This window comes from Rhodanobacter hydrolyticus, from assembly GCF_044904645.1.
Map to the genome: position 1 here is coordinate 1,860,634 of NZ_JADIKK010000008.1, position 21,789 is coordinate 1,882,422.

A 21,789-nucleotide genomic window follows, 5' to 3' on the forward strand; every position below is an offset into this window, starting at 1 on the left:
CACAGGGTGCGCTACTACAGGCGCATCATTGCCACTCCACGCGCCCGACCACGCGTCCCAGGGCGGCATCCATCTTCTTGCACAGCTTGGGCGTGCCGTTGACCAGCACGGATTCGGCGGCAGGCTTGAGCATGGGCACGTCCATCAGCGAGTCGGTGTAGGCGACATGCCATTCGTGCACGCCGTGCGCAGCCAGCGCCTTGAGCTTGTTCGGGCCGATGTTGTGGAAGCCGGTGCGCATGCCCGACCAGCCTGGGCGCAACCGCGAGGCGAGCAGTTCGACGTCGCCCAGGCCCAATTGCTCGAGGATGCTGCCTACCAGTGCCTGTTCGCAGCCGGTCACCACGATCACGCGGTCGCCGGCCTGCTGGTGACGGCGCAGCTGGCGCAGTGCGTCGCGGTTGAAGCGGCGCGAATGCTGCACGAGTTCGGTAGCGCAGGCCTGGGCCTGAGCCCGATAGCGTTGTTCGCCGGTGCCGAACAGTGCGACGTGCACCAGGGTGCGCAAGGCAAGCCGGCGCGAGAACGGCAGCATCAGCAGCAACCATGGCAGACAGGGCAGCACCAGCAGCTTGCGCCACCACGAACGCTGGTAGCGGCTGCGGATGAAAAGCCCGAACGCATCGCCGTGCAACAGCACGCCATCGAAGTCGAACAGCACCACGCGCGGCATCGGCAAGCCGGCATCGGCCGTCGCGGACGGCAGTGCATCCCCTGTCTGTGTGGACATTACTTCGTACCGAACAGCCGCTTCAGTTCCATGCCCGGATCCTCGGCGCGCATGAAGGCCTCGCCGACGAGGAAGGCGTGGATGCCGCCCTCCCGCAGTTGCGCCACGTCCGCGGGCGTGCGGATGCCCGACTCGGCCACGAGGATGCGGTCGTATTCCATCAGCTCCTGCAGCCGCAGCGAGGTTTCCAGCGAAGTCTCGAAGTTGCGCAGGTTGCGGTTGTTCACGCCGACCAGCGGCACCGGCAACGCCAGCGCGCGCTCCAGCTCTTCCTCGTCGTGCACTTCGCACAGCACGTCGAGGTCGAGCTCGGCGGCCTGCAGCGACAGCTGCAGCAGCACGTCGTCATCCAGTGCCGAGACGATCAGCAGCACGCAGTCTGCGCCGATGGCGCGGGCCTCGTGCACCTGGTACGGGTCGATGATGAAGTCCTTGCGCAGCACCGGCAGCGAACATGCCGCACGCGCCTGCTGCAGGAAGGCCTCGCTGCCCTGGAAAAAATCGCTGTCGGTGAGCACGGAAAGGCAGGCGGCGCCTCCCTTCTCGTAGCTCCTGGCGATGGCTGCCGGGTCGAAGTCGGCGCGGATCACCCCTTTGCTGGGGCTGGCCTTCTTCACCTCGGCGATCACCGCGGGCAGGCCGGCCGCGATCTTTGCTTCGATCGCCGCGGCGAAACCTCGCGTTTCGGGAAGGTCTTGGATGCGCGCGGCGAGTTCGGCCAACGGCAGGCGTGCCTGGCGTTCGGCCACTTCTTCCGCCTTGCGGGCGAGGATGCGATTGAGGATGTCGGTCATGGCGCTCGGGGATGCGGGGGCCGGATCATCGTGGCGGCGCAAATGTCGCCGCGCCGTCAAGCTATCACAGCTTGTCGGCCAACCGTTGTGTCGCCTCGATGAAGGCCTGCATTTTCGCACGTGCCGCGCCGCTGGCAATCGTCGCGGCCGCCAGGGCGATGCCTTCGGCGATCGACGCGGCCACGTTGGCCGCATACAGCGCAGCCCCCGCGTTGAGGCAGACGATGTCGTGCGGCACGCCGCGCTCGCCGGCCAGCGCCTGTTCCAGCATCGCCTTCGATTCGGCCACGCCGGCCACGCGCAGATTGCGGCTCGAAGCCATGGCGAGGCCGAAATCCTCCGGCTCCACCTCGTATTCGCGCACCACGCCATCGCGCAGTTCGCCGACCAGGGTGGCCGCGCCCAGCGAGATCTCGTCCATGCCGTCGCGCCCCCACACCACCAGCGCGCGCCGCGCGCCGAGCTGCTGCAGCACGCGCACCTGAATGCCGACCAGGTCGGGATGGAACACGCCCATCAGGATGTTCGGCGCGCCGGCCGGATTGGTCAGCGGACCGAGGATGTTGAACAGCGTACGCACGCCCATTTCCTTGCGCACGGGCGCCACCACCTTCATCGCCGGGTGGTGGTTGGGCGCAAACATGAAGCCGATGCCGGTCTCGGCCAGGCACTCGGCGACCTGCGCGGGCTTGAGGTCGATGCGCGCCCCCAATGCCTCCAGCACATCCGCGCTGCCGGACTTCGACGACACGCTGCGGCCGCCATGCTTGGCGATGCGAGCGCCAGCCGCCGCCGCCACGAACATCGAAGCGGTCGAGATGTTGAAGCTGGAGGCGCCGTCGCCGCCGGTGCCCACGATATCGAGCAGGTGTGCGTCGTCGCCAGTCACCGGCACGCGCTCCGCGAGCTCGCGCATCACGCGCGCCGCGCCGGTGATCTCGCCCACCGTTTCCTTCTTCACGCGCAGGCCGGTGACGATGGCCGCGGTCATCAGCGGACTCACCTCGCCCGCCATGATCTGGCGCATCAGCGCGATCATCTCGTCGTGGAAGATTTCACGGTGCTCGATCGTGCGCTGCAGGGCCTCCTGCGGCGTGATCGTGATCTCGCGCGCACTCATGCCGCCAACTTCCGCCGCGGCAGGCCGAGGAAGTTGGCGAGCATGTCGTGGCCATGCTGGGTGAGGATGGACTCGGGATGGAACTGCACGCCTTCGACCGGCAGCGTCTTGTGGCGCAAGCCCATGATCTCGTCGATGCTGCCGTCCGCGTTCTCCGTCCAGGCCGTGACTTCGAGACAATCCGGCAGCGAGCCCTGCTCCACCACCAGCGAATGGTAGCGCGTAGCCTCGAATGGATCGGGCAGACCGGCGAACACACCCTGCCCGCGATGGCGCACCGGCGAAGTCTTGCCGTGCATGATCTGCTTGGCGCGGATCACCTTGCCGCCGAAGGCCTGACCGATCGCCTGATGGCCCAGGCACACGCCGAATACCGGAATCTCGTCCGACAACCCGCGCAGCACGTTCAGCGACACGCCTGCATCGTCGGGCGTGCCCGGGCCGGGCGAGATCATGATGTGCGAAGGCTTCAGCGCGCGGATGTCCGCCACGCCCAGCGCATCGTTGCGCACCACCTTCACCTCCTGCCCCAGCTCGCCGAGGTACTGCACAAGGTTGAAGGTGAAGCTGTCGTAGTTGTCGATCATCAGCAGCATGGCGCGACGTCTTCGCAGGGGAAACCGGGGAGACGGCATCATACCGGCATGCGGCAGTCCATGCGCCGCGCATCGTGCGATGGACGTCCAAACGCCGCGACGGGCGGCCAATGCACCACGAAGTGCACGCATCCATCTCGGCATCTCGGGTTCCGGCGATTGACATCGAATTCATTGTTAATGAGAATGCATCTCATTAACTAAATATCAATCGCCAGCTCCTGCACCGGTGCCGCGCCTTGTTTCAGGAATCCTTCCCGCGATGAATCTCCATGCACTGCTGCTGGGCATGGCTGGCGCCGTCCTGGCCTATCTGGCCAGCGCCAGACAAGGCCTGCTCGCCAAACCGCTGCCTGGAAGCGTGCGCGTGCTGGCAGCGTCCCTGCTCGCCGCCAGTGTCGCGGCGTGGATCGCGGCAGCGGGCCTCGGCGCCGGCATCGCGGCGGCGCTGACCTGCTGGGTGACAGCATGGGTGGCATTGCCCTATCTCGCATGGTGGCGCGGCGCGAAGGTGCCGTCGCGATGATCGCTCGCTGTCTTGCCGGCGTCCTGCTCGGCTTCACGCTCGCCGCCGCCCTGCCCGCGCTCCTGATGCGCGTACTGCCAGACGGGAGCGCCTGGCTGATTCCGCTGCTTATCCTGTTTTTCCCGTTGTGGATTGCCTTCATGGCCGGCGCATACGCGGCGCGCAGCGGTACGCGCGCGTGGCTGGCGCTGGGTAGTGCGAATGCCGCCGCCTTCCTCGCGCTCTGGCTGCTGCCGCATTGAAGGCGGCCGATACACGATGAAAGCCGCCACGATCCGCCGTTTCCAGACCGTGCATACCTGGACCGGGCTGCTTGCCGGTTTCGCGCTGTTCGTGGCGTTCTATGCCGGTGCGCTGACCGTGTTCCACGACGAGATCGCCGCATGGCAGAACCCGCCATGGCGCGCTGCGCCGGACGCCAGAGTGCCGGTGGGCGCGCTGATCGAAAGCCTGCTCGCGCACCACCCGGAAACCCGCGACGATTTCGGCATCGTGTTGCCCGGCGGCGGCAACGGCGCGCCTTATGCGTTCTGGCAAGGCAAGGATGGGGCGCGCTTCGCTACCGCGAGTCAGATGGACGCGCCCGCCGCCGATGCGGGCGGCTCCAGCCTCGCCGACTTCGTGTACGCGCTGCACGATTCGCTGGGCCTGCCGGTAGTCGGCTTGTACCTGATGGGCGTCGTCAGCGTACTGTACGGGCTGGCGCTGGTGTCGGGTTTCCTGATCCATTTGCCGCAGCTGCTGGGCGACCTGTTCGCGCTGCGCGCAGGACGCAACCTCAAGCGGTTGTGGCAGGACGCGCACAACGCCATCGGCGTGCTCAGCCTGCCGTTCCACGTGATCTTCGCGCTGACCGGCGCGATCTTCTGCCTGTTTGCCGCCACGCTGCTTGCGCTCAATACGGTTTCGTTCAACGGCAAGCTGTTCGGACTGTTCGCGCAGGCCGTGGCGACGGCCCCGGCGACGAAGGCCAGCGGCACGACCAGCGCGATGTTGTCGCCCGATCGATTGATCGCGCGGGCGCGCATCGCCGCTCTGGCGAAAGGTGTCAGCAGCTTCGATCCCGACTACCTGCACTTCGTGCACTACGGCGACCGCAACGCGGTGGCCGAGGTGCGCGGCCTGTCGCAGCACACGTTGGGCACCTACGGCACGGTGGCACTGTCGGCACGGGACGGCAGCGTGCTCGCCGCCCACGTCGGTGATGGGCATGACGCCAACAGCATCAGCTGGTCGGCGCTGTACGCGCTGCACTTCGGCAGCTTCGGCGGCGATACGGTGCGCTGGCTGTATTTCGTGCTGGGACTGGCCGGTTCCTTCCTGTTCTATTCCGGCAACCTGCTGTGGGTCGAATCGCGGCGCAAGCGGCGCCACGCCGACCAGCCGCTGCACACGCGGGTGATGGCGCGCGCCACGGTGGGCGTGTGCATCGGCACCTGCTTGGGCATTTCCGGCGCCTTCGCCGCGGCGCTGGCCTGCTCGCACCTGGGCATCGATGCGACGATGGCGCAGCGGCTGGCCTGCTACGGACTCTTCCTCGTCGCCTGCGCCTGGGCTTTCGCGCGACCCGTCGCGCGCGCCGCCACCGAACTGCTGGGCGCGACCGCCGCACTCACCATCGCCGTGGCGATGGCCGACCTGCTCGGCAATGCCGGCCGCTGGCTGCAACCGTGGACACCTGCGACACATGCCGTGCTGGTCGTCGATCTCACCGGCGTTGCACTCGGCCTGGTCTTCGCGCGCCTCGCGCGCGCTGCGCTGCGGCGCGGGCGCGACGGCGATCCGAACAGCGTGTGGGCACTGCCGGCGCGCGCCGCAGCGGCGACGAACTGAATCCCCTTTCCGGCAAGCCTGTGCCAGCCGGGCAAACCTGCAACACGGAGTCACTCCATGATTTTCCCGCCTCCCCGGCGCCTCGCGCGTCGGGCCATCGCCTTGCTGATCTTCGCCGCACTGGCGAACACCACCGCGTACGCAGACGACACCGGCAGCACCGCGAACCCGCAGAACGCCAAGCAGCTCGGCGCGGTGACCGTCACCGGCACCACCAGTGCGCTGGATCTCTACGGCAGCAACAACGCCAGCGCCGGCGCGCTGGGCAATCGCAGCTTGCTCGATACACCTTTCAGCATCAGCACGGCCACCTCGGACCTGATCGTCAACCGGCAGGCCATCGACATCAACGAGGCCTTCGCCACCGACCCCGGCGTGACGCCCCTGGGCAGCGGCTATGCCGGCGAGGAATCCGCGTTCGCCGTACGCGGCCTGCCGGTGGACCTGCTCAACGGCTACAAGATGGACGGCCTGTCCGTGGTGAACTGGGCCAGCGACCTGCCGCTGGAACCCTTCAGCGAAATCCAGTTGCTGAAGGGCGCGGGCGGCTTCATGTACGGCTTCGGCGCGCCCGGCGGCATCCTCAACTACGTCTCCAAGCAACCGACGCTGCAGCCCTATGCCAGCTTCACGCTGGGCTACGTGTCCGACGGTGCGCTCGAGGAAGCCGCGGATCTCGGCGGCACGTCCGGCGGACAGGGCGGCTGGGGCTACCGCCTCAATCTCGTGCACGAGGACGGCAACACCTTCGTGCAGGGCGGCCGCATCCGTCGCAACGCCGCCTCGCTGGCGCTGACCAAGGACATCGCGCCCAACCTGCACTGGCACTTCAACAGCATCTGGCAGGACCGCGACACGCGCGGCACCTACTACGGCATCATCCTCGGCCAGTACTACGGCTACCCGACCGTGGTGCACACGCCCGCACCGATGGACGGCAGCCAGCGCGTGACCCAGCCCTACACCGGCTATGGCACCTCGATGCGGGTGGCCAACACCGGCCTGAAGTGGGACCTCTCGCCCGACTGGACGGCCAGCCTGGACTACAGCTACGCCGGCCAGACGCGCTCCAACCGCGACAGCGCGATCATCCTCACCGACAGCCAGGGCGGTTACACCGACCTCAACTACCTCGGCTACTCGCGCTACAACTACCAGCAGTGGCAGGGCATGCTGCAGGGCAGGTTCGACACCGGCGCGATCGGCCACCAGGTGGTGCTCGGCGCGTCGTGGCAGGCACTGGATTACCACTATCCGACCGGTCCCTATGCCGACGGACAGGAGCTCGGACAAGGCAATCTCTACGACGTGCCCTTGCTGCCCGATCCCGGCACGCCGCTCAGCCGCAGCACCTACCTCGCGGAAACCACCACGCAGCGCGCGGTGTTCGCCAGCGACACGGTGACGTTCTCGCCGCAATGGTCGGCCCTGCTCGGCCTGCGCTACACCGACTACATCGACAAGGACTACGCCGCGGGCAGCAGCCTGCCCACCGCGCGCTACGTGCAGAGTCCGCTGACGCCCACTGTCGCCCTGCTCTATAAACCGACCGCATCGACGACGCTGTACGCCAGTTACGTCGAGTCGCTGGAACAGGCCAGCAGCGCGCCGCTGGGCACGAAGAACCAGTACCAGACGTTCGCGCCCACGCGCAGCAGGCAATACGAACTGGGCGCCAAGACCGAGCACGAAGACTGGAGCGTGGATCTCGCGCTGTTCCGCGTGGAGCGCGGGCTGCAGTACATCAACTCCGAAGACGTGTATGTGTCCGACGGGCGCACGCGCTACCAGGGCATCGACTTGTCCGGCAAGTTGTCGCTGGCGCGCGACTGGACGCTGCTCGGCGGCATGATGTACCTCGACGCGTACAACCAGCAGGCTTCGGCAGGCGTGCAAGGCATGCGCGCCTACGGCACCCCGCGCGTGCAGGGCAATCTGTACGTGGAGTACGCGGTGCCGCGGATCGCGGGACTGGTGCTGGATGCCGGCGGCCGCTACGTGGGCAACGAGGCCATCGATGCCGGCAATACCGAGTTCGTCGGCGCGTATCACACCTTCGACATCGGTGTGCGCTACGTCACCAGCCTCGGCGGGCATGCGGTGACATGGCGGGCCGGCATCGACAACCTCGCCGACGAGAAATACTGGCTTGCCAGCTGGGGGTTCATCCTCAACCAGGGAACGCCGCGCACGGTGCGGGCCAGTGTGACGCTTGCGTTGTAAGTGTCGCTTGTCCCTTTTCGTGTTTGCGGGAGTAGGGATGGTTTGTGTTCTCGCAAGGAACAGAGCGGTTTCGGTCGCCTGCCGGCGCCCGGGTTACTCCTCTTTGCTGGCCCACGCCACCGCAGGAGCGGTGGTGAACAGCAAAGCTGGCCCGAAGGGCGGAGGGCAGGATGCCCGTAGTCAAGAGAAGTAACCCAGAGAAACGGCCGGGTTCAATCCGCCGAAACTACCAGCAGGCGGTGTCGAGGATTTCGGAACTACTCCCGCCTACGCGATAGACGGCGCGGCCACACCGCACCGTATCTGGAAACTGAGGGTTTGGGCCTTGTCGTTCCGGCAGGTCTTGCCTGTTTCGGGCGGTTACTGATGTAAGTGCGTGAAGATTTTGAACAGGTGCCGGCGGCTGCTCAAAGCGGCTGCTCGCTATCGAGCGAGTCGCGCATCATTGCCGTGGCGCGAGCATCTCGGCAGTGATGCCTGCTGCCACCAAGTGCTGCGGCAATGCGTGGCCAAGAGCGAGGTTCGCGCAGGCTTCGCCCATCGCAGCACTAGTCTGGATGCCGTAGCCGCCCTGCGCGGCCACCCAGAAGAAGCCTTCCGCATCCGGCGCGAAGCCGCCCACCAGGTCGCCTTCGGTGCCGACGAAGCTGCGCAGGCCGGCCCAGCTGCGCGTCGGGCGGTTGATCGTCATCGTGGTGGCCTGCTCGATGCGGTCGATGCCCAATGCGATGTCGAAATCCTCCGGTTGCACGTCGTGCGGCGGCACCGGGTCGGCGTTGGCGGGCGAACCCAGCAGCAGACCGGCATCGGGCTTGAAGTAGAAGCTTTCCTCTGCGTCGATCACGAAGGGCCAGTGCGAGGTGTCGAGGCCTTTCGGCGGCTCGAACAGGAAGGCAGTGCGCCGCTTCGGCTGCAGGCCCAGCGGCGCCACGCCGGCGAGGCGCGCCACCTCGTCCGCCCACGCGCCCGCGGCGTCGAGCAGCAGCGGCGCGCGATACGTCGTTTCGCCGCAGTCGATGTTCCACTGCCCCTGCCCGCGTTCGATGGAGCGGATGGCCACGTCGACGCGTAGCGTGCCGCCGCGCTGGCGCAAGCCGCGCAGGAAACCCTGGTGCAATTCGTTGACGTCGATGTCGGCGGCACCGGGTTCGAGCATGCCGATTTGCGCGGCTTCCGGCTTCAGCACCGGCACCATCGCCTGCACTTCGCCGGCATCGAGCAGGCGCAGGCCTGGGATGTGGACGCGGTTCTCCGCGTACATCTCGCGCACGGCGCCCGCCTGCTCGGCGCTGCCGATCACCAGGGTGGGGCGTTGCGTCAGGATGGGATGCTCGGCGAAACCTTCCGGCGGATGCTCGAGGAAAGGTCGCGTGGCGCGCGACAGTGCACGCACCTGTGTCGAACCGTAGGTCTCACTGAACAGTGCCGCGGAGCGCCCGGTGGAATGCATGCCCGGCCACGACTCGCGTTCCAGTACCAGCACGCGCGCGTGCGGCGCCATGAACCACGCAACCGAGGCGCCGGCCATGCCGGCACCGATGACGATGGCGTCGAAATCGTTCGCCTGCATGTTCAATCCTGTTTCGCGTTGCCTTCCCCGTTCGCGGGGGAAGTGTTGGAGGTGTCGTTGCGCGACTGCCGCGCGACTACGCTGGCCACGGTGAGGTCGGCAGTGACGTTGCCCAGCGTGGCGAACACGTCGGGCAACGTGTCCACCGCCAGCATCAGGCCCAGCGGCGCCAGCGGCACGCCCATCGCCTGCGCCACCGGCAGATTCGTCGCCATGAAGGTGACCTGGCCGGGCAAGCCCACCGAGCCCAGGCTGATCACCACCGCCAGCGCAGCCGCCGCGGCAAGCTGCGCAGCGCCGACGTCGGTGCCGGTGGCCCACGCGATGAAGCATGCCGAGGCGATGTACTGCACGGGGCTGGTGAGCCGGCACAGCGATACCGCCATCGGCAACACCAGCGCAGTGACCTGCTGCGGGTAACCCAACCGCCGCTCCGCGCTTTCCAGCATCGCCGGCAACGAAGCGAGCGAAGACTGCGTGCTGGCCGCCACCGCCTGCGCCGGCGCCAGCGCGACCACGAAGCGCCGCAGGCGCTCGCCGCCCCACAGCACCGCCACCGGCAGCATCAGCACGGTGACCGTGAGGTACAGGATGATCTCGACCAGCACGTACACGCCCAATGCGCGCACCATGCCCAGGCCGGCGCGCGCGCAGACGGCGAGGATCAGCGCGAACACGCCCAACGGCGCCAGCCACAGCACCCAGCGCACGATCACGATCATCGCGTCGGCCATGGCCTGGAAGAATTCCACCAGCATCGCGCGGCGCGAAGGCTGCAGCTGCGTGAGCGCGAAGCCGAGGAACAGCGCGAACACCACCACCGGCAGCATCGCGCTCTGCGCCGCGGCCATCAGCGCATTGCTGGGCACGATGCCGGCGAACCAGTCGGCCCATCCCGGTGCCGAGACTTCCGTGGCGTTTACGGGGTGGCCGCTCAGCGCTGCACCCAACGCGGGGTTGTGCGGAAACATCGCCAGCAACGGCGGCGCCAGCAACGCGGCGACTGCCGCGCCCAGCGCCAGGATCGCGATGATGGCGACGAGCGCACGCCGTGCGATGCGTCCGGAGGCCGCCGCATCGCTGGCCGTGTTCACGCCCACCACCACCAACGCCAGCACCAGCGGCACCACTGTCATCTGCAAGGCGTTCAGCCACAGGTGGCCGATGGGCTGCGCCACATTCGCCGCGTGCTGCGCCCAGGCCGGCGCCCAGGTCGCCAATGCCAGTCCGGCCAACGCGCCGGCAACCAGGCTGGTCAGGACCCGCGTGGTGGCGCTCATCGACCGGCCTTCGCGTCGGGCAGCCGCCATGCCTGGCGCAGGCGGGCGTATTCGTCCTGCGGCAACAGCACGAATACCGGATGCGCCTGCGGTTTCAGCCATGCCAACAGGCGCTGCATGGTGTCCGGCGTCATCGCAGTGCAGCCGGTGGTGCCGCTGGTCGGCGACGACCACAGATGCGCGAAGATGCAACTGCCCCCGTGCGCCACGCCGTCCGGGTTGTGCTCGATCACGAAGCCGATGCGGTAGGCCTGGTCGCCGTGCATGTGCAGGTCACGCCGCATCGGCTCGCTGGAACCCCTGAGCGCGGCCTCGCCAACCTTCGCCGTATCGGCAATCCGGTTGTAGAGCGGCGTGCCGCTGACGTCCATGCAGTAATCGGTGGCGGTGAGCCCGAGATACGGCATCGCCGTGTCGGCGTGTGCCGCGTAGCCGAAGGTAGTCCCGATGCGGAACACGCCAGCCGGGCTGCGTCCGTCGCCTTCGTGCTTCTGCGGGCCGTCGGCCTGCGCTTGGTTCAAGCCGAGCCCCCAGGCCGAGCCGCTCTGGCCGATCACCACAGGTTGCGCGCTACCCACTTCGTGCCACGCACTGCCTCGATCGCGCTGGTAAGTGCGCAGCGTGCCTTCGATGGTGTTCCAGTCGGGCACGGTAACCAGCACCATCTGGTCGGCGTTGGACCAGGCGGCGGTCGGATCCGTGGCGGCAATGGCATGACCCGCGAAGGCAACGCCGGCAATCAGCAAGGCGACGAAACGGTTAAGCATGGCGTGGAATCCCCGCATGGTTTGTCACGGCTCCAGCACCTGCTGGATGCGTTCCAGGTTGGCAACCAACTGCGCGTGACGCGCGTCGTCGCCTTCGCAAAGCTGCACGAACAGGACGTCCAGCAGGTGTTGCAGCGCGGACTGGTAGAGCAGCGACTGGATATACGGACGCTCGTCGTGCGCGGACACCAGCAGGGCCGCGTCGGCCAGCGTGCGCAGCGGGTTGGCGCTGTGCCGGGTCACGCTGACCACCATGCCGCGCCGTTCGCGGAAATGCCGGCCGATCTTGCACAGCGCCGGATGGTTGCCGTGCTCGGAGAACACCAGCAGCACGTCGCCGGCTCCAGCGGCGGAGACATTGGCGGCCATCCGTGCGAGGTCGAAGTTGTGCACCACGGGCAGGCCGAGCAGCGCGAGCTTGTAGGCGAAGCCGCGCGCATGGATGTCGTCCTCGCCGAGGCCGATGAGGAACACCTTGCCGCCGCGGCCGGCCTTGGCCATGGCCTTGGTCACCGCGGCGAGTGTCTGCGGCGGATTGATGAGGCGCGTGGCCTCCTCCGCTTCGGACTTGCGACGCCACAGGCTGGTGGCCGGCAATTCCGCGGCCTCGCCGCGAACCTGCGCGGCGGCTTCCACCTCGTCGCCGTTGTCGGCGCGCGCGATCGCCTCGCCGACCGAATACTTGAGATCGGGATAGCCCTTGAAGCCCAGCTTCTGGGTGAACTTCACCACGCTGGACTGGCTGATGCCCAGCGCGTTGGCGAGTTGCTGCGAGGAGTAGTCGCGCAGCAGTTGCGCGTTGTCCAGCACGAAATCGGCGATGCGGCGTTCCACCGCCGACATCTGGTCGCGCTCGGAACGGATTTTTACGAGCGGCGACATGTCAGCCCGCGACGCCCGTTTCAAGCCCGCGGATCTCGCGGATGCCCAGGCCCGGCGCATCCGTCACCGAGATCTCGGACTCGTTGAAGATCACGCCGCCGTCCACCGGGTTGAACTGGCACAGCGAAGGGCCGTCCAGGTCCACCTTGGTGATCGCGTTGGACTTCGCCACCGCCACGTGCACCGCCGCCGCCACGCTGATCGAGGTTTCCAGCATGCAGCCGATCATGCACTCCACCCCGTGCAGCGCGGCGATGTCCGCGATCTTGATCGCGTTGGAGATGCCGCCGGTCTTCATCAGCTTGATGTTGATGATGTCGGCGGCGCGCAGGCGGATCAGGTCGATCACCTCCATCGGCCCGAACACGCTTTCGTCGGCCATGATCGGCGTGTGCACGCGCTCCGTGACGTAGCGCATGCCCTCCAGGTCGCGCGCCTTCACCGGTTGTTCGACCAGCTCCAGCTTGATGCCGGCGTCTTCCAGGGTCTGCAGCGCGTACACCGCCTGTTTGGCCGTCCAGCCCTGGTTGGCGTCCAGCCGCAGCAGGGCGCGTCCCTCGACCGCCGCGTAGATCGCCTTGACGCGCTCGATGTCGACGCCGATGTCCTTGCCCACCTTGATCTTCAGCGATTCGAAACCGCGCTCCACCGCGGCGACGGAATCGGCCACCATCTTGTCGATGTAGTCCACGCTGATGGTGATGTCGGTGGTGATCACCGGATCGCCGCCGCCCAGCAGCTTGTACAGCGGCGCGCCGTAGAGCTGACCCCACAGGTCGTACAGCGCGATCTCCACCGCCGCCTTGGCGCTGGTGTTCTTCTCCATCGACGACTGCACCAGGTGGGTCAGCCGGTTGAGCTCGGCCACTTCCTGGCCGAGCAGGCGCGGCGTGATGTAGTGGCGGATCGCGTCCGTGATCGAGCCGTGGGTGTCGCCGGTGATCACCGCAGTGGCCGGCGCCTCGCCGTAGCCGACATGGCCGGTGTCGGTGTGCACCATCACCACGATGTCCTCGACCTGGTTGACGGTACGCAGCGCGGTCTTGAACGGCGTCTTCAGCGGTACGCGCAGCATGCCGAATTGGATGTCGGTGATTTTCATGGGTGACCGTGTCCGTGTAATTCGGTGAAAGGCGATGGGAATCAGCGGCGCATGCGCACGATGCTGGTCATGTGGTCGATGAAGGTGGAGCCGTCCTTGCCGTAGAGCATGGGCAGCAACGGCGTCACCGACACCGCGTTGAGATCGACGTGTGCGGTGGAGCCGTCCGGCTTGCGATAGCTCATGCCCAGCACGTCGTGGATCACCCACGGCTGCCCCTCCCACTGGCCCAGCACCATCATCACGTGGCCGGGAATGTAGACCAGGTCGCCGAGCTGCAACTGCAGCGCCGCCTGCAGGCGCACCGCGTGGCTGTCGGCGGCGGTGAACAGGCGATGTTCCAGTGCGGGACTCTTGGCCTGGTCACCGGTGTTGCGCGGCATCTGCACGCCGAGGCTGCGGTACACGTCGGAAACGAAGCCCGAGCAGTCGCGGCCGTCGTACGAGTGGCCCCAGCCGTAGCGCTCGCCGAGGAACTTGAACGCCTGGGTGATCAGGTTGCGCGGCGTCAGCGACGGATAATCGGCCGCGGTATCGGTGTTCTTCTGCAGAAGCGCGGGCACCAGCTCCAGGCTGCCGTCGTCCCTGCGGATGGGCAGTTGCAGCGTATATGCGGCATACGGCGTCTGGCCGTTCACCGGCTGCTCGGGCGGCAGCGTGCCAAGCAGCGGCACGCGCGTGCCCATGTCCAGCTGCAGCTGAGACACCGCCGGCTGCTCGGGCGTGAACACCGTACGCACGCTGGGGCCGGTGACCACGCGGTACGGTGTCTTCGCGGCGTACGCCAGCACCATGTCCTTCGCGCCTTCCGCCACGTACCGCTTCTGCATCCATGCCGCGTAGCGTGGACTCACCACGAAAAGCCATTGGCCGTCGCGGCTGGCGTGCACGATGGCTACCGGCGTGCCGGGAAACTCGGCGCTCTCCTGGAAGCGGTCGATGTCGTGGTCGTCGTCGCTGCTGAATACGCGCAGCGTGGTGGGAAAGGTGCGCAATGCGGCGCGCTCAACCACCAAGCCATAGCGCACCGTGGTCTGCGCGGGGATCGCGTCCAGCGCCAGGTCGCTCTCCGCCTTGTCCAGCGTGGCCGCCGGCACGGACTGCCCATGTTCATCGTAGAGCGCGTGCGTGGGTCGCTTCGACAGGCGCTCGATCCAGGCAGCCACCTGCGCGCGCGGCAGCGTGGCGGGCAGCGCTGCGAGGTCGTGCATGGTGGGATCGAGCTTGAACAGTTTCGCGTTCTGCGCATCGACCTGGGCGCTGGTGAGGATCTGCCTGTCGGGCTGCGCCTGCAGGCCGATCCAGAACGCCGGCGTCAATTGCGTGTCGCCCACGCCGAGCACGCCACTGGGTGGGATCGGCAATGCACTGGTGGGCGCGTCACGCGCCTGCATCGGCAGATGGACGAGCGTGAGCGCAAAGACCAAGACTGCAAGAACCGGACGCTTCATCGTTTCACCCCTTCACCAGCCTGTCGCCAGGCGCGACAGCACGGCCATGCGGCAAGCCAAGGAATATTTGATTCCATGTAATTTCATCGTCAGCATAAATTATTGACCACCATTTGCAAGCGTGCTACACAACGCCGCTGGGGACGCACCGCGGGGGTTTCTGATGGCGAACGTGGCAAGCACTACACGCTGGAGGACACGCTTGCTGTTCGCATCGGCCTTGCTGGCCGCACCCTTTGCAGCGACCTGGGCCACCGAGACGCCAAGCAGCATCGCCGCACTGGTGGATGCCGGCCAGTTCCAGGCCGCCGATGCCGACATCGCGCAGGCACTCGGTCAGCCGGGGCTGGACGCCGCCATGCGCGATGCGCTGCTGTTCCAGCGCGAACGCATGCGCCGCATCCGCTACGACTTTTCGCTCGACGCCGACGCGCTGAAGGCGCGCATCCGCAAGCAGGTGCCCGACCTGCGCGACGACGAATTCCGCGACTGGGACGAGCACGGCCTGCTCGAACGCATGGCGATCGACGGCCGCGTGATGTACTTCAAGCGCGACGCCTCCAACATCTTCCGCCTCAGCGCCGAGGCCGCCGCACGCCGCGCCCATCCCGCGCCGTTCGACGACGATCCGATGCAAGTGCTGAACGACTACCACCGCGAGGTGCGTTCGGCATCGCTGCAGGAAAACCGCAGCAGCGTGCTGCCGCATCGCGTGCGCATTACCCAGACGCTCACCGTGGATGCCGACGCGGTGCCGGCCGGCAAAACCGTGCGCGCGTGGATTCCCTACCCCAAGGCACTGCCGGGCCAGCAGGACGACATCCGCTACGTGAGCAGCGTGCCCGCAAAGCACGTCATCGCGCCCGATGCCGCGCCGATGCGCACGGTGTACTTCGAAAAGGCCGCGCAGGCCGGCAAGCCCACCACGTTCTCGGTCACCTACGAAGTCACGCTGTCCGCGCAATACCACGCGATCGATCCGGCCAAGGTGGTGCCTGCGACGATCACGCCGGACCTTGCACCCTATGTAGCCGAACGCCCGCCGCACCTCGTGTTCACCGAGCAGTTGCGCCTGTTCTCGCGGCAGGTGGTGGGCGACGAGAAGAATCCCTACCGCATCGCGCAGAAACTCTTCGCCGCAGTGGACGAGATCCCGTGGGCGGGCGCGCGCGAGTACTCCACCATCCCCAACCTCAGCGACTACACCCTGCACGCCGGCCACGGCGACTGCGGCCAGCAGACCATGCTGCTGATCGCCCTGCTGCGACTGAATGGCATACCGGCGCGCTGGCAGTCCGGCGCGATCTTCGCCGACCACGGCTACAACGACATCCACGACTGGGGCCAGCTCTACCTCGCGCCCTACGGTTGGGTGCCGATGGACGTCACCTTCGGCCGCCTGCATCCAGGCACGCAGGCCAAGCCCGGCGACGATGCGCTGGAGTGGTTCTACCTCGGTGGCCTGGATGCCTGGCGTGTCGCCTTCAACAGCGACTTCGGCCAAGGCTTCACGCCGGCCAAGCAGTCGTTCCGCTCCGACAACGTGGATTCGCAGCGCGGCGAAGTCGAATGGAGCGGCGGCAACCTCTACTACGACCAGTGGAACTACGGCTTCGACTGGTCGCCGGTCGACCCACATTGATCTCCCTATCGATCCTCCAATGAACCCAGCCACCATGGACACTTCGCCCTCCACGCATTTCGACGGTGTGGACCTCGTTGCGCTCGCCGAACGTCACGGCACGCCGCTGTACGCCTATTCGGCCAATGCGATCCGCCAGCGCATCGCCGGCCTGCAGCAGGCGCTGCACGGCATGGATGCGACGATCTGCTACGCGGTCAAGGCCAACGGCAACCGGGCCATCCTCGAATTGATGGCGCAGGCCGGACTGGGTGCGGACATCGTTTCCGCCGGCGAACTGCAGCGCGCGCTGCGCGCCGGCATGCCGCCCGAGCGCATCGTGTTTTCCGGCGTGGGCAAGAACGACGGCGAGATCGCCGAGGCGCTGGCTGCAGGCATCCAGCGCTTCAACGTGGAATCGCTGGACGAACTGCACGCCATCGAACGCATCGCCGGCGAACACGGCGCCATGGCGCGCGCGGCGGTTCGCATCAATCCCGACGTGGATGCGCTCACCCACGCCAAGATCTCCACCGGCAAGTCGGAAAACAAGTTCGGCGTAAGCATTGCCGAGGCGCGGCGCTGGTTCGATGCGCGCGCCACGTTGAAACATGTGCTGCTGGACGGCCTGCACGTGCACATCGGCTCGCAGATCCTCTCGCTGGAACCGTATCGCCAAGCCCTGCAGCGCGTGGCCGCGTTCTGGCGCGAGCTGCGCGACGCCGGCCACCCCGTCGCCAGCATCGACGTGGGCGGCGGCCTCGGCGTGCGCTACCGCGACGGCGATACGACTATCGCGCCGGCCGATTACGTGGCGGTGATCCGCGAGGCGCTCGCCGGCTTCGAAGGTCACCTCCTGCTGGAGCCCGGCCGCTACCTCGTGGCCGAGGCCGGCGTGCTGCTGACGCGCGTGCTGCGCATCAAGCATGGCGAGGCACGCGACTTCCTGGTGCTGGACGCGGCAATGAACGACCTCGCCCGCCCCAGCCTGTACGACGCCTGGCACGACATCGTGCCGGTATCGGGCGAAGCGCGGCCACGGGCCGTCTACGACGTGGTGGGCCCGGTCTGCGAAACCGGCGACACCTTCGCGCAGGCCCGCACGCTGCCCGCCTGCACGGCGGGCGACCTGGTGATGATCCGCGCCACCGGCGCCTATGGCTCCTCCATGGCCTCCACCTACAACTCGCGGCCGTTGGCCGCCGAAGTGCTGCTCGATCGCGGCCGGTTCGCCCTGGTGCGCCGGCGGCAGACACTGGACGAAATGCTTGCCGGCGAACAGTCGGCCAGCCAGTGGGAGACGACATGAAACGCATCGCACGCGCCAGACGCCCTCTCCTCTCAGGGGCACGCGAGGAGCGGTCGTGGATGGCCGCAACGTTGAGGAGCGAGGAGAGGGCCGGGGTGAAGAGTCGATCTCGCCGCCGCCCCACGTTGCCATGCAAGGCGCTAATCGCTTTTGCAATCGCCATGCCTTGCGTCGCCGCTTTCGCTGCCTCTCCTTCCGCTCCACCCGAAACCCGCAACTACGACCAGATCCTCGACACTGTGGTCGCGCGCTACCACCTGCCTGGCATCGCACTCGGCGTGATCGAACACGGCAAGGTGGTCTATATCGCCACGCGCGGCGAAACCGTCGCCGGCTCCGGACAGAAGATCACACCGCGCACGCTGTTCGAGATCGCTTCCAACAGCAAGGCAATGACCACCGCCCTGCTGGGCCGGCTGGTGGACCAGGGCAAGCTGCACTGGGACGACCCGGTGACGAAATACCTGCCCGACTTCCAGATGTACGACCCGTGGGTCACGAAGAACATGCGCGTGGCCGACCTGCTCACGCACTCCAGCGGCCTGCCCGAAGGCGGCGGCGACCTGATGCTGTGGCCGGAGCCGAACGCGTTCACCCGCGCCGACATCATCCATGGCCTGCGCTACATCAAGCCCGGCTACAGCTTCCGCTCGAAGTACGAATACGACAACCTGCTCTACGTGGTGGCCGGCGAAGTAGCCGCGGCCGCGGGCGGCGCGCCCTACGAAACGCTGATGCATCGCGAGGTGTTCCAGCCGCTCGGGCTTTCGCGCTGCCAGGTCGGCGAGTGGAACCGCGATACGGTGGGCGACGTGGCCGCGCCGCATTCGCGCCAGGATGGCCGCAATATTCCGCAGCAACCGGACAACCCCGTCGTGCCCGCGATCACCTCCGCGCCTGCCGGCGGCATCCGCTGCGACCTCGACGACATGCTGGCCTGGGCGCGCAACTGGCTGGTGCCCACGCCGGCGCAATTGCAGTGGCTGTCGGCGGAACAGCGCCACGTGCTGCAATCGCCGCACATGCTGATTCCCGTCTCCGAACAGCGCCGCGAATGGGACGACAGCCACATCATGGCCTACGGCTACGGCTGGCGCATGACCGACGTGGACGGCACCTGGACGGTGTGGCACACCGGCACGCTGGACGGCATGTACTCCGAACTGATGCTGCTGCCCGACCGGAAGGACGGCTTCGTGTTCCTCATCAACGGCGAGGCGGAATCCGCGCGCACCGTGCTCGGCGAAGCGCTGCTCAAGCACTTCACCCAGCCGGACGACACGCACGACGTCACGTGGTACGCGGACGCGCAGCAACGCGCCGACGAGCAGGCCAGCAAACGCGCCGCCGCGCCCGACACTTCAAAAGCCACAGCTGTCGCACCCGCTGCATTGGCCACGTGGACAGGCCGCTACCGCGACCCGTGGCTGGGCGATCTCATCCTGTGCCCGAGCGGCGGCCGCGTGCATTTCGCCGTCGCCAAATCGCCGCGGCTCAACGGCGACGTGATGCGACTGGGCAACCGCGACCTGGTGCACTGGAGCCACCACGACATGGACCCCGACGCCTGGCTGGACTTCCATCCCGCGCAAGGCGGCCAACCCGCCACGCTGACCATGGCCAAGGTCGATGCGCTGGGCGACTTCAGTTCCGACTACGAGGACCTGCACTTCGTGCGTACAGGGGACTGCCCATGAAGCGCAGGCTCGCCGCAGGAGCGCACCCTGTGCGCGATCAGGCTTTTCGCGAAGGGCCAATCCCGCACAGGGTGCGCTCCTACGGCATCGCGTCGATCATCCTGCTCACGACCTGCTTGCAGATGGCAAGGGCAGGTGACCAACCACCGCAACTCTCGCCCGCGAAAACCGCGGCGCAGGCCGGCCTGGCGGACATCCGAACCTTGGTGCCCGACATCGCCGAGGACATCAAGTACGCCGGCAGCGACAACTTCGTCGGCCGGCCCGTGAATGGCTACCTTGCGCCCAAATGCCTGTTGCTGCGCCCCGCCGCCGAAGCGCTGGCGCGCGTCGAGCGCGATCTGCGCGTGCAGCACTATCGCCTGAAGCTGTGGGACTGCTATCGCCCTGCCCGCGCGGTGGCGGATTTCGTGCGCTGGGCGCACGACCCCGCCGACCAACGCACCAAGGCCGCGCACTACCCTGACCTCGACAAGTCCAAACTGCTGGGCGACTACATCGCGCCCGTCTCCGGCCACAGCCGCGGCGCCACCGTGGACCTCACCATGGAACGCTGCGCTGCCGACGGCACGCATTGCGCGCCGCTGGACATGGGCACCGGCTTCGACTGGTTCGGCGTGCGCGCCCACACCGACGCGCCCGGCATCGGCGCAGAACAGCGCGCCAACCGCCTGCTGCTGCGCTCGGCGATGGAACACGAAGGCTTCAAGAACTACGCGCTGGAATGGTGGCATTACACGCTCACGCCCGAACCCACGCCGCAGATGCTTTACGACGTGCCGGTGCAATGAACGCTTCGACTTCATCCCACTCCTCACCACTGAGTCTCTCTCCCTCCGGGAGAGGGTTCCGACCTACAGGCGCTAGGGCGACTGCGGAACGGCGAAGCCGGCTTCGACAGGGGAAAGCTCCATGGATAACGCGAATCCGGGCGGGTGAGTGTTCGGCCAAAGCGAAGCGTTGCGGCAACACCGAACCCTCACCCCTCTTCCTCGCTCCTCAATGCAGGAGTCATCCATGACCCTTCTCAGCGTCCGACGAGAGAGGGGCTCACATCCAAACGCACGGAGCCTTGCCATGCGCTTCGCCACCACCCTCCTCGCATCGATGCTCATCGCCGGCACCGCAAGCGCCTCCACCGCCGACGCCATCAACCACGCCAACCAGCTGATGCAGCCATACAGCGGCGACGTGCCCGGCGCCGCGCTGCTGGTCGTCAAGGATGGCAAGCCGCTGCTCGAACGCGGCTACGGCATGGCGGACCTCGAACACCACACCGCCGCCACCTCCGCCACCGACTACCGCCTCGCTTCCGTCACCAAGCAGTTCACTGCCGCCGCGATCCTGCTGCTGGCGCAGGACGACAAGCTGAGACTCGACGATTCGATCCGCCACTGGCTGCCCTCGCTGCCCACCTTCACGGACAAGGTGACGCTGCGCGAGCTGCTCAGTCACACCGGCGGTCTGCTCGATTACGAAGACCTGGTGCCGCCCGGCCGCACTGCTCAGCTCAACGACGACGACGTGCTGCACATGGTCGCCGCCACCACGCACGGCTACTTCCTGCCCGGCAGCGCCTATCGCTACAGCAACACCGGCTACGTGCTGCTCGGCCTGGTGGTGGAAAAGGCGTCCGGCCAGCACCTGCAGGATTTCCTCGCGCAGCGCATCTTCCGGCCGCTGCACATGGACCACACCCTGCTCTACGTGCACGACGACAAGACCGTACCGAACCGCGCCTTCGGCTACAGCGAATCCGACGGCCACTGGCAGCGCACCGACCAGGACATGACCAGCGCCACGCGCGGCGACGGCGGCATCTATTCGAACATCGACGACCTCGCGAAGTGGGATGCCGCGCTCTACGACAACCGCCTGCTCAGCAATGCTTCGCGCAAACTCGCCTTCAGCCCGCACGTGAAAGTCGTGGGCGAGCCCTACGAAGCCGGCTACGGCTTCGGCTGGCGCATCACCGGCGACACGCTGTGGCATTCCGGCGAGAGCATCGGCTTTCGCAACGTGATCGTGCGCTGGCCGAAGCAGCACCTCACGGTGATCCTGCTCAGCAACCGCAACGATCCGGAGCCTTATCGCACCGCGCTGGCGATCGCCGAACCGTTCCTGCATTGATTGCCGTCATGCTTCACTCAACCTCACCGTCATTCCGGCGCAGGCCGGAATCCAGCGAAACAAGCGTGCGACGCACACAAAACAGTTCTTGCGTGCGTCGCACGAGCTATCAAACTGGATGACCAGCCTCCAACTGTTCAAAATCTCTTCCGGCCTGC

19 protein-coding genes are annotated in these 21,789 nt (G+C 67.0%); 9 read left to right on the plus strand and 10 right to left on the minus strand.

Translation table 11 applies throughout. The annotated features are described in order from the left end of the window. Window positions 1–25 precede the first annotated feature (25 nt). The 4 genes from ISP25_RS11000 to ISP25_RS11015 form a co-directional block, all read right to left on the minus strand. The gene (locus tag ISP25_RS11000; protein WP_192158697.1) at window positions 26–730 is read right to left on the minus strand and encodes an HAD family hydrolase; all 705 of its coding nucleotides are present in this window, start codon (window positions 728–730) and stop codon (window positions 26–28) included. Continuing rightward, window positions 730–1,524: an indole-3-glycerol phosphate synthase TrpC gene (gene trpC / locus ISP25_RS11005; protein ID WP_404613863.1), complete on the minus strand. Its 795-nt coding sequence runs from the start codon at window positions 1,522–1,524 to the stop codon at window positions 730–732. Before trpC ends, ISP25_RS11000 begins: the two co-directional genes overlap by 1 nt. Before the next feature lie 64 nt (window positions 1,525–1,588). Beyond that, entirely contained in the window at window positions 1,589–2,644 is a 1,056-nt protein-coding gene (gene trpD, locus ISP25_RS11010) for an anthranilate phosphoribosyltransferase (RefSeq protein ID WP_404613865.1), read from the minus strand. Next, a complete protein-coding gene (locus ISP25_RS11015; protein WP_404613867.1) occupies window positions 2,641–3,240 on the minus strand; it encodes an anthranilate synthase component II in 600 nt (199 codons plus the stop codon). Before ISP25_RS11015 ends, trpD begins: the two co-directional genes overlap by 4 nt. A 262-nt stretch (window positions 3,241–3,502) precedes the next feature. On the opposite strand from ISP25_RS11015, the gene ISP25_RS11020 reads away from it, so the two are divergent. The 4 genes from ISP25_RS11020 to ISP25_RS11035 are packed head-to-tail and all read left to right on the plus strand — an operon-like array spanning window position 3,503 to window position 7,822. After that, the gene (locus tag ISP25_RS11020; RefSeq protein ID WP_192158689.1) at window positions 3,503–3,766 is read left to right on the plus strand and encodes a hypothetical protein; all 264 of its coding nucleotides are present in this window, start codon (window positions 3,503–3,505) and stop codon (window positions 3,764–3,766) included. Continuing rightward, window positions 3,763–4,008, plus strand: coding sequence for a hypothetical protein (locus ISP25_RS11025; protein ID WP_404613869.1), 246 nt, complete (start codon window positions 3,763–3,765; stop codon window positions 4,006–4,008). The genes ISP25_RS11020 and ISP25_RS11025 overlap by 4 nt, the downstream gene beginning before the upstream one ends. Before the next feature lie 16 nt (window positions 4,009–4,024). Continuing rightward, complete coding sequence (locus ISP25_RS11030) at window positions 4,025–5,599, plus strand: PepSY-associated TM helix domain-containing protein (RefSeq protein ID WP_404613871.1); 1,575 nt, start codon at window positions 4,025–4,027, stop codon at window positions 5,597–5,599. A gap of 57 nt (window positions 5,600–5,656) precedes the next feature. Then, entirely contained in the window at window positions 5,657–7,822 is a 2,166-nt protein-coding gene (locus ISP25_RS11035) for a TonB-dependent siderophore receptor (protein WP_404613873.1), read from the plus strand. 442 nt (window positions 7,823–8,264) lie between these two features. On the opposite strand, the gene ISP25_RS11040 is transcribed toward ISP25_RS11035, so the two are convergent. From ISP25_RS11040 to ISP25_RS11065, 6 genes are read right to left on the minus strand one after another with little or no spacing between them, the layout of a single operon-like run. Then, the gene (locus ISP25_RS11040) at window positions 8,265–9,392 is read right to left on the minus strand and encodes an NAD(P)/FAD-dependent oxidoreductase (protein WP_404613875.1); all 1,128 of its coding nucleotides are present in this window, start codon (window positions 9,390–9,392) and stop codon (window positions 8,265–8,267) included. A gap of 2 nt (window positions 9,393–9,394) precedes the next feature. Then, the gene (locus ISP25_RS11045; protein WP_192158679.1) at window positions 9,395–10,672 is read right to left on the minus strand and encodes a dicarboxylate/amino acid:cation symporter; all 1,278 of its coding nucleotides are present in this window, start codon (window positions 10,670–10,672) and stop codon (window positions 9,395–9,397) included. Then, window positions 10,669–11,439: a L,D-transpeptidase family protein gene (locus ISP25_RS11050; RefSeq protein WP_404613877.1), complete on the minus strand. Its 771-nt coding sequence runs from the start codon at window positions 11,437–11,439 to the stop codon at window positions 10,669–10,671. The genes ISP25_RS11045 and ISP25_RS11050 overlap by 4 nt, the downstream gene beginning before the upstream one ends. Before the next feature lie 24 nt (window positions 11,440–11,463). Next, window positions 11,464–12,321: a MurR/RpiR family transcriptional regulator gene (locus ISP25_RS11055; protein WP_192158675.1), complete on the minus strand. Its 858-nt coding sequence runs from the start codon at window positions 12,319–12,321 to the stop codon at window positions 11,464–11,466. A gap of 1 nt (window position 12,322) precedes the next feature. Beyond that, window positions 12,323–13,423, minus strand: coding sequence for a dipeptide epimerase (locus tag ISP25_RS11060; protein ID WP_404613879.1), 1,101 nt, complete (start codon window positions 13,421–13,423; stop codon window positions 12,323–12,325). A 41-nt stretch (window positions 13,424–13,464) separates the two neighbouring features. Beyond that, window positions 13,465–14,874 (minus strand): C40 family peptidase, encoded by a 1,410-nt coding sequence (locus ISP25_RS11065; RefSeq protein WP_404613881.1) that lies wholly within the window; start codon window positions 14,872–14,874, stop codon window positions 13,465–13,467. A 163-nt stretch (window positions 14,875–15,037) separates the two neighbouring features. Here ISP25_RS11065 and ISP25_RS11070 point away from each other — a divergent pair, with 163 nt between their 5' ends. The 5 genes from ISP25_RS11070 (at window position 15,038) to ISP25_RS11090 (ending at window position 21,631) form a co-directional block, all read left to right on the plus strand. After that, entirely contained in the window at window positions 15,038–16,516 is a 1,479-nt protein-coding gene (locus ISP25_RS11070) for a transglutaminase-like domain-containing protein (RefSeq protein WP_404613883.1), read from the plus strand. A 19-nt stretch (window positions 16,517–16,535) separates the two neighbouring features. Next, window positions 16,536–17,804 carry a diaminopimelate decarboxylase gene (lysA, locus tag ISP25_RS11075; protein ID WP_404613885.1) on the plus strand — a complete coding sequence of 423 codons (1,269 nt, stop codon included), beginning with the start codon at window positions 16,536–16,538 and terminating at the stop codon, window positions 17,802–17,804. A gap of 161 nt (window positions 17,805–17,965) precedes the next feature. Next, window positions 17,966–19,501 carry a serine hydrolase gene (locus ISP25_RS11080; RefSeq protein ID WP_404613887.1) on the plus strand — a complete coding sequence of 512 codons (1,536 nt, stop codon included), beginning with the start codon at window positions 17,966–17,968 and terminating at the stop codon, window positions 19,499–19,501. Window positions 19,502–19,623: 122 nt separating this feature from the next. Further along, a complete protein-coding gene (locus tag ISP25_RS11085) occupies window positions 19,624–20,292 on the plus strand; it encodes a M15 family metallopeptidase (protein WP_404616306.1) in 669 nt (222 codons plus the stop codon). A 286-nt stretch (window positions 20,293–20,578) separates the two neighbouring features. After that, complete coding sequence (locus ISP25_RS11090) at window positions 20,579–21,631, plus strand: serine hydrolase domain-containing protein (RefSeq protein ID WP_404613889.1); 1,053 nt, start codon at window positions 20,579–20,581, stop codon at window positions 21,629–21,631. The last annotated feature ends 158 nt before the right edge of the window (window positions 21,632–21,789 follow it).

Excerpts from the sequence above, each read along its gene's own strand:
- ISP25_RS11000 (WP_192158697.1), bottom strand. The coding sequence starts at position 730 with ATGTCCACACAGACAGGGGATGCACTGCCGTCCGCGACGGCCGATGCC.
- trpC (WP_404613863.1), bottom strand. The coding sequence starts at position 1,524 with ATGACCGACATCCTCAATCGCATCCTCGCCCGCAAGGCGGAAGAAGTG.
- trpD (WP_404613865.1), bottom strand. The coding sequence starts at position 2,644 with ATGAGTGCGCGCGAGATCACGATCACGCCGCAGGAGGCCCTGCAGCGC.
- ISP25_RS11015 (WP_404613867.1), bottom strand. The coding sequence starts at position 3,240 with ATGCTGCTGATGATCGACAACTACGACAGCTTCACCTTCAACCTTGTG.
- ISP25_RS11020 (WP_192158689.1), top strand. The coding sequence starts at position 3,503 with ATGAATCTCCATGCACTGCTGCTGGGCATGGCTGGCGCCGTCCTGGCC.
- ISP25_RS11025 (WP_404613869.1), top strand. The coding sequence starts at position 3,763 with ATGATCGCTCGCTGTCTTGCCGGCGTCCTGCTCGGCTTCACGCTCGCC.
- ISP25_RS11030 (WP_404613871.1), top strand. The coding sequence starts at position 4,025 with ATGAAAGCCGCCACGATCCGCCGTTTCCAGACCGTGCATACCTGGACC.
- ISP25_RS11035 (WP_404613873.1), top strand. The coding sequence starts at position 5,657 with ATGATTTTCCCGCCTCCCCGGCGCCTCGCGCGTCGGGCCATCGCCTTG.
- ISP25_RS11040 (WP_404613875.1), bottom strand. The coding sequence starts at position 9,392 with ATGCAGGCGAACGATTTCGACGCCATCGTCATCGGTGCCGGCATGGCC.
- ISP25_RS11045 (WP_192158679.1), bottom strand. The coding sequence starts at position 10,672 with ATGAGCGCCACCACGCGGGTCCTGACCAGCCTGGTTGCCGGCGCGTTG.
- ISP25_RS11050 (WP_404613877.1), bottom strand. The coding sequence starts at position 11,439 with ATGCTTAACCGTTTCGTCGCCTTGCTGATTGCCGGCGTTGCCTTCGCG.
- ISP25_RS11055 (WP_192158675.1), bottom strand. The coding sequence starts at position 12,321 with ATGTCGCCGCTCGTAAAAATCCGTTCCGAGCGCGACCAGATGTCGGCG.
- ISP25_RS11060 (WP_404613879.1), bottom strand. The coding sequence starts at position 13,423 with ATGAAAATCACCGACATCCAATTCGGCATGCTGCGCGTACCGCTGAAG.
- ISP25_RS11065 (WP_404613881.1), bottom strand. The coding sequence starts at position 14,874 with ATGAAGCGTCCGGTTCTTGCAGTCTTGGTCTTTGCGCTCACGCTCGTC.
- ISP25_RS11070 (WP_404613883.1), top strand. The coding sequence starts at position 15,038 with ATGGCGAACGTGGCAAGCACTACACGCTGGAGGACACGCTTGCTGTTC.
- lysA (WP_404613885.1), top strand. The coding sequence starts at position 16,536 with ATGAACCCAGCCACCATGGACACTTCGCCCTCCACGCATTTCGACGGT.
- ISP25_RS11080 (WP_404613887.1), top strand. The coding sequence starts at position 17,966 with ATGCCTTGCGTCGCCGCTTTCGCTGCCTCTCCTTCCGCTCCACCCGAA.
- ISP25_RS11085 (WP_404616306.1), top strand. The coding sequence starts at position 19,624 with ATGGCAAGGGCAGGTGACCAACCACCGCAACTCTCGCCCGCGAAAACC.
- ISP25_RS11090 (WP_404613889.1), top strand. The coding sequence starts at position 20,579 with ATGCGCTTCGCCACCACCCTCCTCGCATCGATGCTCATCGCCGGCACC.